This is a genomic window from Pantoea sp. FN0307 (genome assembly GCF_050113815.1).
In the GTDB taxonomy this organism is placed as follows: domain Bacteria; phylum Pseudomonadota; class Gammaproteobacteria; order Enterobacterales; family Enterobacteriaceae; genus Mixta; species Mixta alhagi.
In genome coordinates this window covers 503569-517335 of the sequence record NZ_JBNJSO010000002.1, presented here as the reverse complement: position 1 = coordinate 517335, position 13767 = coordinate 503569, and the positions used below count along the sequence as shown (strand labels likewise).

At 55.5% G+C, this 13767-nt stretch carries 11 protein-coding genes; 4 read left to right on the top strand and 7 right to left on the bottom strand.

Annotation, left to right across the window (positions count from 1 at the left end; genetic code table 11):
* Positions 1 to 55: 55 nt before the first annotated feature.
* The 4 genes from thyA to rppH form a co-directional block, all read right to left on the bottom strand.
* Entirely contained in the window at positions 56 to 850 is a 795-nt protein-coding gene (gene thyA, locus ACQE3Z_RS09995; protein WP_250650779.1) for a thymidylate synthase, read from the bottom strand.
* Positions 847 to 1722 (bottom strand): prolipoprotein diacylglyceryl transferase, encoded by an 876-nt coding sequence (lgt, locus tag ACQE3Z_RS09990; RefSeq protein WP_250650780.1) that lies wholly within the window; start codon positions 1720 to 1722, stop codon positions 847 to 849. The genes thyA and lgt overlap by 4 nt, the downstream gene beginning before the upstream one ends.
* A 162-nt stretch (positions 1723 to 1884) precedes the next feature.
* The gene (gene ptsP, locus ACQE3Z_RS09985; protein WP_085072293.1) at positions 1885 to 4131 is read right to left on the bottom strand and encodes a phosphoenolpyruvate--protein phosphotransferase; all 2247 of its coding nucleotides are present in this window, start codon (positions 4129 to 4131) and stop codon (positions 1885 to 1887) included.
* A 12-nt stretch (positions 4132 to 4143) separates the two neighbouring features.
* Positions 4144 to 4671, bottom strand: a complete 528-nt coding sequence (gene rppH, locus ACQE3Z_RS09980; RefSeq protein WP_085070316.1) for an RNA pyrophosphohydrolase — start codon at positions 4669 to 4671, stop codon at positions 4144 to 4146.
* Positions 4672 to 5356: 685 nt separating this feature from the next.
* On the opposite strand from rppH, the gene mutH reads away from it, so the two are divergent.
* From mutH to ACQE3Z_RS09960, 4 genes are all read left to right on the top strand, one after another.
* Positions 5357 to 6040 (top strand): DNA mismatch repair endonuclease MutH, encoded by a 684-nt coding sequence (gene mutH / locus ACQE3Z_RS09975; RefSeq protein ID WP_426973649.1) that lies wholly within the window; start codon positions 5357 to 5359, stop codon positions 6038 to 6040.
* A 67-nt stretch (positions 6041 to 6107) separates the two neighbouring features.
* Positions 6108 to 6818 carry a TerC family protein gene (locus ACQE3Z_RS09970; RefSeq protein ID WP_426973648.1) on the top strand — a complete coding sequence of 237 codons (711 nt, stop codon included), beginning with the start codon at positions 6108 to 6110 and terminating at the stop codon, positions 6816 to 6818.
* Between the two features lie 138 nt (positions 6819 to 6956).
* The gene (locus ACQE3Z_RS09965; RefSeq protein WP_085070310.1) at positions 6957 to 7172 is read left to right on the top strand and encodes a YgdI/YgdR family lipoprotein; all 216 of its coding nucleotides are present in this window, start codon (positions 6957 to 6959) and stop codon (positions 7170 to 7172) included.
* A 163-nt stretch (positions 7173 to 7335) separates the two neighbouring features.
* A complete protein-coding gene (locus tag ACQE3Z_RS09960) occupies positions 7336 to 8376 on the top strand; it encodes an NADP(H)-dependent aldo-keto reductase (protein WP_426973646.1) in 1041 nt (346 codons plus the stop codon).
* 40 nt (positions 8377 to 8416) lie between these two features.
* On the opposite strand, the gene lplT is transcribed toward ACQE3Z_RS09960, so the two are convergent.
* The 3 genes from lplT to ACQE3Z_RS09945 form a co-directional block, all read right to left on the bottom strand.
* The gene (lplT, locus tag ACQE3Z_RS09955) at positions 8417 to 9619 is read right to left on the bottom strand and encodes a lysophospholipid transporter LplT (protein ID WP_426973645.1); all 1203 of its coding nucleotides are present in this window, start codon (positions 9617 to 9619) and stop codon (positions 8417 to 8419) included.
* Positions 9616 to 11757 carry a bifunctional acyl-ACP--phospholipid O-acyltransferase/long-chain-fatty-acid--ACP ligase gene (gene aas / locus ACQE3Z_RS09950; RefSeq protein ID WP_426973643.1) on the bottom strand — a complete coding sequence of 714 codons (2142 nt, stop codon included), beginning with the start codon at positions 11755 to 11757 and terminating at the stop codon, positions 9616 to 9618. The genes lplT and aas overlap by 4 nt, the downstream gene beginning before the upstream one ends.
* 135 nt (positions 11758 to 11892) lie before the next feature.
* A complete protein-coding gene (locus tag ACQE3Z_RS09945; RefSeq protein WP_426973642.1) occupies positions 11893 to 13614 on the bottom strand; it encodes a penicillin-binding transpeptidase domain-containing protein in 1722 nt (573 codons plus the stop codon).
* Positions 13615 to 13767 lie beyond the last annotated feature (153 nt).

Genomic DNA, 13767 nt, shown 5'->3' with positions numbered 1-13767 from the left:
TACCTACTAAGAACAGACGCCAGCGGCGCGAGTGTGCGCTGCTGGCGTGCCGGAGTTATATCGCCACCGGCGCTTTAATAGCGGGATGCGGATCGTAGCCTTCGATTTCAAAATCTTCGAAGCGGTAATCGAACAGCGAGGCGGGCTTGCGTTTGATGACCAGCTTCGGCTGCGGACGCGGTTCGCGCGTCAGCTGCAACCGCGCCTGCTCCAGATGGTTGCTATAAAGGTGCGTATCGCCGCCGGTCCAGACAAAATCTCCCGGCTCCAGATCACACTGCTGCGCCATCATATGCACCAGCAGCGCATAGCTGGCGATATTAAACGGCAGCCCCAGGAACACATCGCAGGAGCGCTGATAAAGCTGGCAGGAGAGCTTGCCATCCGCCACGTAAAACTGGAAGAACGCGTGGCACGGCGCCAGCGCCATCTCATCCAGTTCGCCAACGTTCCAGGCTGAAACGATAATTCGACGCGAGTCGGGATCGTTTTTCAGCTGCTCAAGCACCTTCGTCAGCTGGTCGATTTCACGACCATCAGCCGCGCCCCAACTGCGCCACTGTTTGCCATAGACCGGTCCGAGATCGCCATTTTCATCGGCCCACTCATCCCAAATCGAGACGTTATTTTCTTTCAGATAGGCGATATTGGTGTCACCGTTCAGGAACCACAGCAGCTCATGAATAATTGAGCGCAGATGGCAGCGTTTGGTGGTCACCAGCGGAAAGCCTTCCTGCAGATTGAAACGCATCTGGTGGCCAAAAATCGACAGCGTGCCGGTTCCGGTGCGATCGTTTTTCGGCGTGCCCTCGTTCAGCACTTTCTCCATTAATGCCAGATACTGCTTCATTTCTGTTCACCTGTTTGTAGCTGCGGGCGACGACGGTACGCCCAAATCATCATGATAATGCCGGCCAGAATCATCGGTATCGACAAAATTTGTCCCATGCTGATGCCGCTAAACAGGCCCAGCTGGGCATCAGGCTGACGGAAGAACTCCACGATAATGCGGAACGCGCCGTAGCCAATCAGGAACAAGCCGGAAACGCTGCCCATCGGGCGCGGCTTGCGAATAAACAGGTTAAGGATGGCAAACAGCACAATGCCTTCCAGCACCAGTTCATAGAGCTGTGAAGGATGACGTGGCAGCACGCCATAAGTTGCCAGCAGTGATTGCCATTCAGGGTGCGTGGCGACCAGTGCCACATCTTCGCTGCGCGAACCCGGGAACAACATCGCCCAGGAGAAGTTCGGCGCGACGCGGCCCCAAAGCTCACCGTTAATAAAGTTACCAAGACGACCAGCGCCCAGCCCGAAGGGGATCAGCGGCGCAATAAAGTCAGCGACCTGAAAGAAATGACGTTTTGTACGATGCGCAAACCACATCATCACCACGATAACGCCAATCAGCCCACCGTGGAACGACATGCCGCCATCCCAGACTTTGAACAGATAAAGCGGATTCTCCAGAAACAGCGGCAGGTTGTAGAACAGCACGTAGCCGATGCGACCACCGAGGAAAACCCCCAGGAAGCCCGCGTACAGCAGGTTTTCCACTTCCTCTTTTTTCCAGCCGCTGCCGGGCTTGTTGGCCCGTCGTACCGCCAGCCACATCGCAAAAATAAACCCAACCAGATACATCAGGCCGTACCAGTGCAGGGCGACGGGCCCGATGGAGAAAATCACCGGATCGAATTGAGGGAAAGCCAGATAGCTATTCATCTTTCACCATTAATGTCATCCGTCCACAGGCTGGACGATGGATAGTTCACTCCTTGCGCGCCGCGTAATACACAGCGCCTCTCAGCCAGGAAAAACCGGCCAGGCATGATAGCATAGCCGTTTTATACCGGGTTCATCGAAATGTAAACGTGGATAAATGCCTTAGCGGCCGCCGCGAATGAGCCCGCCCAAACCGCGTCGCTCCATAAAGGCCGCGACCTGATGACGGACTTCAGTTGCCGTTTGCGCCTGCAGGCTGCGTTCAGCCAGCACCTGTGCCTCTTCATGGTCGATGTGGCGCAGAAGATACTTCACACGCGGTACGTTTTTGCCGTTCATGCTCAGATGGTGATAGCCCAGACCAATCAGCAGCGCCACGCACATCGGATCGCCCGCCATTTCACCACACAGGCAGAGATCGATCTGCGCTTCGCGCGCAGATTCTGCAATCGACTTCAGCGCTTTTAGCATTGCCGGATGCAGCGAATCATACAGGTTGGCTACGCGGGTATTGTTGCGATCCACCGCCAGCAGATACTGCGTCAGATCGTTAGTGCCCACTGATACAAAATCAACGCGCCTGGCCAGATGCGGGATCATAAACAGCATTGAGGGCACTTCGATCATAATGCCAATGCGCGGTTCAGGGATCTCATAGCCCAGCATCTCTTCCACTTCTTTGCCGGCGCGATCGATCAGACGACGCGCTTCGTCAATCTCATCGATGCTGGTGATCATCGGCAGCAAAATGCTGAGGTTGCCGCTGGCGGCGTTAGCGCGCAGCATCGCGCGCACCTGCACCAGGAAGATCTCCGGCTGATCAAGCGTCAGGCGTATGCCGCGCCAGCCCAGGCAGGGGTTCTCTTCGCTGATGGGCATGTAGGGCAGCTGTTTGTCCGCGCCGATATCCAGCGTACGCAGGGTTACCGGCTTATTCAGAAACAGCTGCAGCATGCCCTGATACTGTGCCACCTGCTCCTCTTCGGAGGGGAAGCCATTTTGCAGCATAAACGGGATTTCGGTGCGGTACAGGCCGATGCCGTCCACCCAGTTATCCATTGCCTGCTCATGCTCAGCACTCAGGCCCGCATTCAGCATAACCTGAATACGTTCGCCGCTTTTCAGCCTGGCGATCTGCTCAACATCATCTTCCGCCAGTCGGCTCAGCTCATTTTCTTCGCTGACCAGCTGTTGATATTCTTGGATCAGTACCGGTTCTGGATCGATCAGCAATTCGCCACGATAGCCGTCAACGATCAGCAAGCGCTTATTTAACAGCTCAGGCAGAATATCCGCACCCATTACTGTCGGAATGCCCATCGCCCGCACCAGGATCGCCGCATGGGAGTTAGCCGCGCCGTCACGCACCACGACGCCTGCCAGCCGCTCCTGCGGCAGCTCCGCCAGCGTGGTTGCCGTTAGCTCATCCGCCACCAGCACAAACCGCTCCGGCCAGGTGTTGGTGCCCTGTAACGTATCGTCAAGATGAAACAGCAGGCGCTGGCCCAGCACGCGCAGATCGCCCGCGCGCTCGCGCAGGTAGGTGTCCTGCAGGCTGGCGAACTGAGCGGCGAATTTCTCGATGACCTTTTTCACCGCCCATTCCGCTACCGATCCGCTGTCGATCTCGGCAAACAGATCCTGCTTAAGCCGCGCATCGGTTAACAGGTGGGAATAAAGATCGAAGATCGCCGCGCTCTCTTTCTGCACGCTGGCGCTGAAGCGTTTGCTGAAGCGACGAAATTCGTTGCTTGCCTCGCTCATCGCCTGCGACAGACGTTCACGCTCGCGCCCGACATCCAGCGTCGAAGCGGCGAAAACATGCTCCAGCGAGGGCTGCGTGGTATCGACCCAGCCAGGCGCAACCGCCACGCCAGGCGCTGCCGCCAGCGCACGCACGCGTTTTTGGCGGAAATGACCAAACAGCTGGCTAACCTGAGATTGGGTGATCAGTGTGGCAAGTTGAGTCGCGAGCGTGACCAGGAAAGATTCTTCGCTTTCATCAAACTGGCGATGCTCGCGCTGCTGCACCACCAGCACGCCCAGCAGCTGACGTCGGGTAATGATCGGCACACCGAGGAAGGAGCGGAAGCGCTCCTCTTTAACCGAAGGAATATATTTGAAGCTGGGGTGGCTTTGCGCATCCGCCAGGTTGATCGGTTCCGCCAGCCGTCCAACCAGCCCGACGATACCTTGATCAAAAGCCAGCGTGACGATCTTACCGCGCGGCTTTTTCAGTCCGCGCGTCGCCATCAGGTAATAGCAACGACGATCGTGATCGGCGAGATAAATGGAGCAGACTTCAGTTTCCATGGCGAAACAGATTTCGTTTACCAGGATCTCAAGCGCTTCTTCGAGGCGCGGAGCGCCTGCCACTTTCTCTACAATCTCACGCAACTGAGTCAGCATCATCAGCGTGGCTTAACCTCTTTTCCGTCGATAAGCAGGCGTATTGCGCTGCGTTGCACTCTCCTGCAATGGCATGACCACAGCGGCAAACTCTTTCATCACGCGGCGATAAACGTCGCGTTTAAAGGAGACAACCTGACGAACCGGATACCAAAAGCTGACCCAGCGCCAGCCGTCAAATTCTGGCGTGCTGCTGGTTTGCATGTTGATATCTGCGTCATTGCACATCAACTGCAGAAGAAACCACTTCTGTTTCTGGCCGATACATACCGGCTTCGTGTCCCAACGCACCAAACGTTTCGGCAACTTATAACGTAACCAGTTTCGGGTAGAGGCGAGCAGGCGCACATCTTTACGGTGCAAACCGACTTCTTCAAAGAGTTCGCGGTACATGGCCTGTTCCGCCGTTTCGCCAGGATTAATGCCACCCTGAGGAAACTGCCAGGAGTGCTGTCCGAAACGCCGGGCCCACAATACCTGTCCCTGTCTGTTACAGATTACAATACCAACATTTGGGCGGTAGCCATCATCGTCGATCACGGGACTACCTCAAACTGAAATTCAGATAGTCTGATTGTTTCATACTCCTTACAGGCGGTAAACCACTGCTTGCGGCTGTGAATAACGCATAACAGGGGGATAACTCACAGTTTTCATCATAGTTATAAACAGCTGACGGCTAAAAAGCCCAATCTTATTCACTTTTTCTGTGGATAGCTTTGTGCAGAACATGGTAACCGAGTGGGAAAAGCGTGAAATAGCGTAGAAACACCTGGCAGACGCAATACTCATAAATCATTTATTTTAAACATTTTTCTGTGATTATTAGCCGCAATTCAGGCCCTGAGCGTACTGTTTATACCCGCAAGGATCCTTTACTGGCGAAAGATCGCCCACCGCCGATTTTATCCACAGAATATGCGATAAAGTTATGCACAAAATGGCTGCACCCAGTAAAAAAGCCCTGCGTCAAGGCTGTAAATGGAAACAGTATGCGAGAAAAAGCTGAGTTATCCCACGTTTCTGTGGATAACCAGGTGTAAGATCCTGTTCATTGCCGGTGACAATGTGGGTAAAACAGCAACGCCGTTTGCTCTTCCTGTTGCGCGGCAAAATAAAATCCCAAGATTTATCATGCTATTATTCCCTGGTTGTACCGCCCCTCAGGCTACCGAAAAGATACCTAAACGAGGTGGTTATTTTTTGAGCAATAAACAGAGGAAATATGGAGCCACGTTTTCTCACTACGCCACCGCCAGATGAAGAGACATTACTGGCGCGCGCGCAGGCGCTGGCAGGCTATTCGCTGGGCGAGCTGGCGCAGCAGGCTGGTATCGCCACGCCTGCGGATTTACGTCGTGATAAAGGCTGGGTCGGCATGCTGCTGGAGATGTATCTTGGCGCCAGCGCCGGCAGCAAGCCGGAACGTGATTTTGCCCATCTTGGCGTTGAGTTAAAAACAATTCCCGTTGATGCGCAGGGTCGCCCGCTGGAGACCACATTTGTTTGCGTTGCGCCGCTGACCGGCAATAGCGGCGTGACCTGGGAAAACAGCCACGTGCGTCATAAGCTGGCACGGGTACTGTGGATCCCGGTGGAAGGCGATCGAGCCATTCCTCTGGCGACGCGACGCGTTGGCGCACCGCTGCTGTGGAGCCCGACGCAGCAGGAAGAGGAGCTGCTACAGCGTGACTGGGAAGAGCTGATGGATATGATTGTATTAGGCCAGGTGGAGCGCATCACCGCCCGCCACGGCGAGGTGTTGCAGATCCGTCCCAAAGCGGCCAACAGCAAGGCGTTAACTGAAGGCATTGGCGAGCATGGTCAGCCGATTATGACGCTGCCGCGCGGTTTTTATCTGAAGAAAAGTTTTACCGCCCCGCTGCTGGCCCGTCATTTTTTGCTTTAATTTTTTCCAGAGTGTGAGGCGATGCGTATAATCACCGTTTAACTTTCGTTTAGGATGCAGTGTTACAATGTTTGACTGGATTGCAGATCCCAATGCCTGGCTGGCCCTCGGCACGCTGACCATACTTGAAATCGTGCTGGGCATCGATAATATTATTTTCCTCTCCCTGGTTGTGGCAAAACTACCCAAAAATCAACATAATAGCGCACGACGCATTGGTCTGATGGGCGCGATGCTGATGCGTTTAGGGCTGCTGGCCTCTATTGCATGGGTTATTAAGCTCACCGACCCGCTGTTTACCCTGTTTGATCACTCCTTTTCCGCGCGTGATTTAATTCTGCTTGGCGGCGGTCTGTTCCTGCTGTGGAAATCGAGCATGGAGATCCATGAAAGCATCGAAGGGGATAATGAGGAGCATAAAACGAACGTGCACTCCTTCTTCGGGGCTATCGTGCAGATCATGGTGCTGGATATTATTTTCAGCCTCGACTCGGTGATTACCGCAGTGGGTCTGTCCGACCATCTGTTTATTATGATGGCTGCGGTAGTGGTTGCGGTTGGCGTAATGATGTTCGCGGCAAAAGGCATCGGGGAGTTTGTCGATCGCCATCCGTCAGTGAAAATGCTGGCGCTCGCGTTCCTTATTCTGGTCGGCTTCACGTTGATTCTGGAAAGCTTCAATATCCATGTGCCGAAGGGCTATATCTATTTCGCGATGTTCTTCTCAATGGCGGTAGAGAGCCTTAATCTGCTGCGTGGCAAGAAATCCGTTCAGTAATTGCTGTTCCTCAATATATCCGGCTGCGACCGGATATTTCCTTCCCCGCGCTTTTTTCAGAATCCTGCGATTAATCCTGGGCAGTAAATATTTTATTACTACACTGTGTAGTTGGAATAACCACCAGGAGAAAAGATAATGAAGCGGATTACCAGCGTGGCTGTGTTGACCATGATGATGCTGTTAAGCGGTTGCAGCAGCAGTTACGTCATGTCCACTAAGGATGGTCATATGATTATGACTGACGGCAAGCCGGAAATTGATAAAGATACGGGGCTGGTCAAATATACCGATCAGGCCGGTAATGAAATGCAGATCAATGGTGATGAGGTCTCTTCCATCATTGAGCGGTAATCAGATATAAGCGCCGACTTTGCAACAGCCTCCGGCGCTTATCGATAAATTGAACCATCACTCTCCTCTTTCCCCTCTCGTCACTGCCCGCTATAGTCGAAATGGTGCTTGTTGAAATCGCACCGCCAAGTTTTTCCCCATAATGACAAAAGGAAGCCGGCAAATGCACTATCACCGTATCCCCCATAGTACGCTGGAAGTCAGCCAGCTGGGATTGGGAACCATGACGTTTGGTGAGCAAAATAGCGAAGCCGATGCCCATGCCCAGTTGGATTTAGCCGTTAGTTGCGGCATTAACCTCATCGACACCGCGGAAATGTATCCTGTTCCGCCACGCCCGGAAACGCAGGGATTGACCGAAAGCTATATCGGCAACTGGCTAAAGGCGCGTGGCAACCGCGACAAAATCGTACTGGCGACTAAAGTTGCCGGGCCATCACGCGGCAGTGACGCCGGTATTCGTCCGGCTCAGGTGCTGGATCGCAAAAATATTCGCGTGGCGCTGGAAGCCAGCCTGAAGCGTCTGAACACTGACTATATCGACCTTTATCAGGTGCACTGGCCGCAGCGGCAAACTAACTGTTTTGGCAAACTGGGCTATCAGTACACGGATACCAGCGTGCCGGTTACCCTGCTGGAAACGCTGGAGGCGCTGGCCGAGCAGGTGCGCGCCGGTAAGATCCGTTATATCGGCGTCTCGAATGAAACGCCGTGGGGCGTAATGCGTTATCTGCAGCTGGCGGAAAAGCATGAGCTGCCGCGTATTGTTTCTATCCAGAATCCCTATAGCCTGCTCAACCGTAGCTTTGAAGTGGGCCTGGCGGAGATTAGCCAGCATGAAGGCGTCGAGCTGCTGGCCTATTCCAGCCTCGCTTTCGGCACGCTTAGCGGTAAATATCTGAACGGCGCGCGTCCGGCCGGGGCGCGAAATACCTTGTTTAGCCGCTTTACGCGTTACAGCGGCGAGCAGTCTCAACAGGCGGTAGCGGAATATGTCGATCTGGCGCGCAGCCACGGGATCGATCCGGCACAGATGGCGCTGGCTTTTGTGCGTCAGCAGCCTTTTGTCGCCAGCACGCTGCTGGGCGCTACGACGCCTGAACAGTTGCAGAGCAATATTGACAGTTACCAGTTGACGCTCAGCGGTGAGCTACTGGAACAACTGGAAGCGATTCATCGGCGCTACACCTATCCCGCGCCGTAAAACAGCGGCGCAGCGTTAAACGCTGCGCCTGCTTACTTTTCTATCCGCGACGCTTTTGCGCCAGCTGCCAGCCCCAGAGCATGGCGATAGCGAGCGCAAACAGCGCGCCAAAGCCCACGCCGGTTGCGACCGGCGGCGCACCCAGGCGGATCGCCAGTGAATAGAGGCCCAGCATCAACAGCATGGCGCTGTTCTCACCCAGGTTCTGTACCGCAATAGCGTTGCCTGCGCCGACCGTTTGTTTGCCGCGCTCCTGCAGCAGCGCATTCAGCGGCACCACAAAAAAGCCGCCCAGTACGCCGATGACCATCAGCAGCGCATAGGCGTTCGGCTGGGTATGCTGTAGCGCAAATATCACTACCGCGACGCCAATCAGAACGCCTGCAGGCATACAGCGCCCGACGGTTTTCAGCGTAACCAGTTTTGCCGCCGCCGCCGCGCCAATCACGATGCCGATCGCCACCATCGCATTCAACAGCGTGGGGGTTTTGTTGTCGGTGATGCCCAGCGCAACCGGCACCCACAGCACCAGCAAAAAGCGCAGCGTTACGCCCGCGCCCCAAAACAGGCTGGTGCCTAACAGCGAAAAGCGTGTTTCACCATTGCGCCACAGCAGCCGTGCCGCCTGAAAAAAGCTACGCGTCATCGCCAGCGGATGCCAGCTTTGACCGGGACGCGCCGCCTGCAGCTTCGGGATCAACAGGTTGGCGGCGACCGCCAGCCCGTAGGCCACCACACAGGCGAACAGCGCCGCCAGCAGGTGCCAGTCCGCCAGTACGCCGCCCGCCATCGATCCCAGCAGGATCGCCGCAATGGTAGAGGCCTCCATCAGGCCGTTGGCTTTCACCAGCTGTTCGCCATTGGTGATCTCACCAAGAATGCCGTACTTGGCAGGTGAATAGGCCGCCGCGCCGATGCCCACCAGCGCATAACCGACAAATGGATCGAAGCCAAAGCAGATCACCAGCGCGCCCAGCAGTTTCAGGCCGTTCGCCAACATCATTACCCGTCCCTTGGCAAAACTGTCTGCCATCTGGCCCACAAAAGGCGCCAGCAGAATATAGGTAGCGACAAATACCATCTGCAGCACCGGCTGGCTCCAGTCGGGATAGTGCTGGTTTTTCAGCAGCGCCAGCGTTGCGAACAGCAGCGCGTTATCACCAAAAGCGGAGAAAAACTGGGCAACAATTACCGCCAGCATGCCGCGCGACATTAATGAAGATCCATGCACGGGGAGTGTCATTCTTCCACCATTTTTTTCAGCGTGACGAAATCGGGCTTACCGCTGCCCAGCAGCGGCAGCTGTTGCAGGAAACGAATATCTCGCGGTATCGCCAGCTCTGCCGCGCCCAGTTCTCGGGCCGCCTGCTGCAGGCGATCGCGCTGTAGTTCGCGGTCGGTGGTGAACAGTACCAGCGCTTCGCCACGATTGCCGTCCGGCTTAATGGCGGCGGCGTGCTGTTTCTCCGGTGAGGCTTTCAGCGCGATCTGCTCAACCACCTCCAGAGAAACCATTTCGCCTGCAATTTTCGCAAAGCGTTTCGCCCTGCCCTGAATCTGACAGAAGCCGCCCTCATCAAAGCTGACGATATCGCCGGTGTCATACCAGCCCGGCTCCATCACGCCTTCGCCATTGTCGGCCACTGGCGGCTCCAGCTCGCCGGGACGCTCCACGCGCAGATAACCATTCATGATATTCGGCCCGCGCAGCTGTAGCCGCCCGCCCTGCTCAATGCCCGGCACTGACATCAGTCGTGAATCCATACCCGGCAGCAGACGGCCAACGGTATGCGGTTTTGCCGCCATCGGTACGTTAATCGATACCACCGGCGCGCACTCGGTAACGCCGTAGCCTTCAAGAATGCGGATCCCGAAGCGCTCCTGATAGAGCTGACGCACGCTTTCCTGCAGTTTCTCCGCTCCGGCGACCACATAGCGCAGGCGGGCGAAATCATAGGGGTTGGCGAAGCGAGCATAGTTGCCAAGGAAGGTTGAGGTACCAAACAGCACGGTGCAGTTACGGTCATAGACCAGCTCCGGCACGATGCGATAGTGCAGCGGGCTGGGATATAAAAACACCTGCGCGCCGGTAAACAGCGGCGTAAACAGGCCAACCGTCAGGCCGAATGCATGGAACAACGGCAGCGAGGCCATAAAGCGATCGCGCGGCGTAAAATCCGCAACGGTACGAATCTGTTCCACGTTCGCCAGCAGGCTTTTATGGGAGTGGACCACGCCTTTCGGGTTGCCTTCCGAGCCGGAGGTGAACAGCACCATCGCCGCATCTTCCGCCCGCTGCGGCAGCATCGCGCGCCGGGGAAGCAGCAGATGCGCCAGGATCCACAGCTTATCTTTACCTGTCAGCGTATCTTTCAGATCCTCAAGGAAGATCCACTGAACCTGCGGGATCCCCTGCGGCAGATGCCACAGGTTGCCTTTATCCAGAAACTGCCGTGAGGTGAAAACGGTTTTTATTTGGGCGGCGGTCACCGCGCTGGTCAGGCCGTTTACCCCGGCGGTATAGTTCAGCATTGCCGGTACGCGTGCGCGCAGCGTGGCTCCGAAAATAGCGGCGGCGGTCACGGTGGTATTCGGCAGCAGCAGGCCGACATATTCGCCCGACTGCGTGTAGCGCTCCAGAATGCGCCCCACGCCCAGCGATTTTTTTAGCAGCCCGGTATAACTGTCCGGCGCAAAATTAATATCTTCGATACAGCGCTTAAACCAGCCGTAGCGGGTACGGGCACTAAGAAGAGCCTCGAACAAGGTTTCGCGCGGACGCACCGCCATGCGTGCTTCCATCATAATATGATGCAAGTGCTCACCGGCCAGCGCGCGACGATCGCGGGCGCGCGGCGCATTGGGCATGGGTATCAGGGTGGGCGGCAGTACCGTCAGGGTAATACGCGGGAACAGGCGACGCTTGAAGATGCCGCCGAGTCGGCCAAAAGGCGTATATTCCGCGCCTTCGATGCGCATCGGCACCACCGTCGCCTGCGATTTAGCCGCGACAAAGCCAGCGCCGCTGTAAATTTTCATTAAAGAGCCGGTGATGGTAATGCGCCCTTCCGGGAAGATAACTACCGGACGCCCTTCATTAAGCGTGCGCACCAGATATTTAAGCGACATAGGCCGCGTAGGATCGAGCGGTACAAAATCCACCATCGGCTTAAGCAGACGCATATACCACTTATCGCTGATGCTGGAATAGACGGCGAAAACCGGTTTTACCGGCAGGAACAGCGCCAGCAAGGCTCCGTCCAGAAACGACGCGTGATTAGGCGCAATCAGCACCTTTTCTTTGCGCAACCCGGAGAGATCGCCGCGCAGCTGCACGCGCCACAGCAGACGAAACAGAAAACGGAAGAAATTAAAAAGCATGCCAGCTCCTTAGCAGCCGAAAAAACTGGTTATAACCATGCAGCAAAGGCACGCTGAACTCAACGCTAAGAGATTAAAAAACCGCGCAGTCTCACTGGCTGCACGGTTTTTATCATATCGAAGAGCAAGGATATATTAATGTGAGGCGGCGTTTACCAGCGCATCAGGAGCAATGTTCATATGTTTCAGTACCGGCCCCATGATGTTGCCGAAAATCGGCGCGGCGACCGAGCCGCCAAAGTGATCGCCGGCGGTTGGATGGTTAATCATCACCACCAGAGCCACCTGCGGATCGCTGGCGGGCGCAATGCCAGCGGTGTAGTTAACGTAACCGCCATCATATTTACCGCTACTGCCCATTTTCTCTGCCGTACCGGTTTTGGTGGCTAACCGATAGCCTGACACCGCCGCACGGATCCCGGTGCCGCCCGGCAGCACATCGCTTTCCAGCATATGCACCACCGTTTTTACCGTTTCCGGATTAGCGACCTGCTTACCCAGTACCGGCGGCGTAACTTTGGTAATGGAAAGCGGTCGGTAAATACCGTAGCTGCCCAGCGTGGCATATTCACGGGCGATCTGTAACGGCGTTACGCGTAATCCATAGCCAAACGAAAAGGTTGCGCGTTCAATATCAGCCCAGCGCTGACGATGCAGCGGAAAATAGCCGACGCTTTCGCCGGTGAGCCCAAGGCCGGTGGGCTTGCCAAGACCGAAAGCGTGATAGGTATTTACCAGCGCTTCTGCCGGCATCGCCAGCGCAATGTGCGATACGCCGATGTCACTCGATTTTTGCAGGATGCCGGTCATGGTCAGGCGCGGCCAGTGGCCAACGTCACGGATCAGGTGACCGTTAACGCGGTACGGCGTGGTATCCAGCACGGAATCAGGCCGCACCAGGCCACGCTCCAGCCCCTCCATTACCACCAATGGTTTTACCGTGGAGCCGGGTTCAAAGCTGTCATTGATCGCCACGTTGCGCATCTGGGCAGGCGAGACGTCCGCATAGTTGTTCGGGTTAAATGACGGATAAGAGGCCATCCCAAGGATTTCCCCGGTATCAATCTTTACCAGTACCGCCGCACCGGAATCGGCTTTATTCAGCAGCACGCCATCTCGCAGTTTGCTGTAAAGCGTGTACTGATCGAACTTATCGATACTGAGCTGTACGGTGGGCGGCTGTTTCGGCGGCTGATAATCGATCATTGCGATGATGTTGCCTTCGCGATCCTGGCGATATTTCTCGAAACCCGGCTGCCCCTGCAGCACTTTGTCGTAGCCTTTTTCCAGCCCGTTCAGGCCGGTGTTATCAGCGCCGACAATGCCAATAAGCGGTGCCGCCGCTTCGCTCATCGGATAAAACCGACTGTCATTATAAACGGTGCTGATGCCTTTCAGATGCAGCTTGCTGATATCTTTGGCGATGCCCAGTTCAATTTTACGCCCCAGATAAAGGAAGCGGCGATGCGGGTTGGCGGTAATTTGCTGCTGTATCTGTTCCGGGCGTTGATTAAGCGCATTAGCCAGATATTGCCATTTAGGGCTGGTGAAATCGGGTTGCGCTTCCAGTACGCGCTGCGGATCGGCAATGATATCGCGTGAAGGAACGCTAAGCGCCAGCGTCTCACCATTGCGATCCAGCAGGGTGCCTCGGTTCGTAGGCAGAGTAACGGTACGCAACGAACGCTGATCCGCTTCGTGTTCCAGCCTTGGATGATTGATTAACTGGAGATCGGCGACGCGGGCCAGCAAAACAGCCAGACATCCCACCACCCCCAGACAAATAAGGCGAAACCGAAACGGATTGAACGGCGCTTTAATCTGATCTTTTCCAGGAAATTTTTGTATGCGGGGCATGGTCCATGACCTTAATGCGGGCAAAAAAAACCTGCGCATCTGCGCAGGTTGGTGTAATCAAAAACTTGTTGATGTTCACCCATCAATACCTCTGGGACTTAAAATGTACCAAGCGGCAGAGACGGGCGGCTATCAATGATTCGCAACAGTTGC

Coding starts and splice junctions, on each gene's coding strand:
- thyA (WP_250650779.1), bottom strand. CDS start 850: ATGAAGCAGTATCTGGCATTAATGGAGAAAGTGCTGAACGAGGGCACG.
- lgt (WP_250650780.1), bottom strand. CDS start 1,722: ATGAATAGCTATCTGGCTTTCCCTCAATTCGATCCGGTGATTTTCTCC.
- ptsP (WP_085072293.1), bottom strand. CDS start 4,131: ATGCTGACTCAGTTGCGTGAGATTGTAGAGAAAGTGGCAGGCGCTCCG.
- mutH (WP_426973649.1), top strand. CDS start 5,357: ATGGAGCCACGTTTTCTCACTACGCCACCGCCAGATGAAGAGACATTA.
- ACQE3Z_RS09970 (WP_426973648.1), top strand. CDS start 6,108: ATGTTTGACTGGATTGCAGATCCCAATGCCTGGCTGGCCCTCGGCACG.
- ACQE3Z_RS09965 (WP_085070310.1), top strand. CDS start 6,957: ATGAAGCGGATTACCAGCGTGGCTGTGTTGACCATGATGATGCTGTTA.
- ACQE3Z_RS09960 (WP_426973646.1), top strand. CDS start 7,336: ATGCACTATCACCGTATCCCCCATAGTACGCTGGAAGTCAGCCAGCTG.
- lplT (WP_426973645.1), bottom strand. CDS start 9,619: ATGACACTCCCCGTGCATGGATCTTCATTAATGTCGCGCGGCATGCTG.
- aas (WP_426973643.1), bottom strand. CDS start 11,757: ATGCTTTTTAATTTCTTCCGTTTTCTGTTTCGTCTGCTGTGGCGCGTG.
- ACQE3Z_RS09945 (WP_426973642.1), bottom strand. CDS start 13,614: ATGCCCCGCATACAAAAATTTCCTGGAAAAGATCAGATTAAAGCGCCG.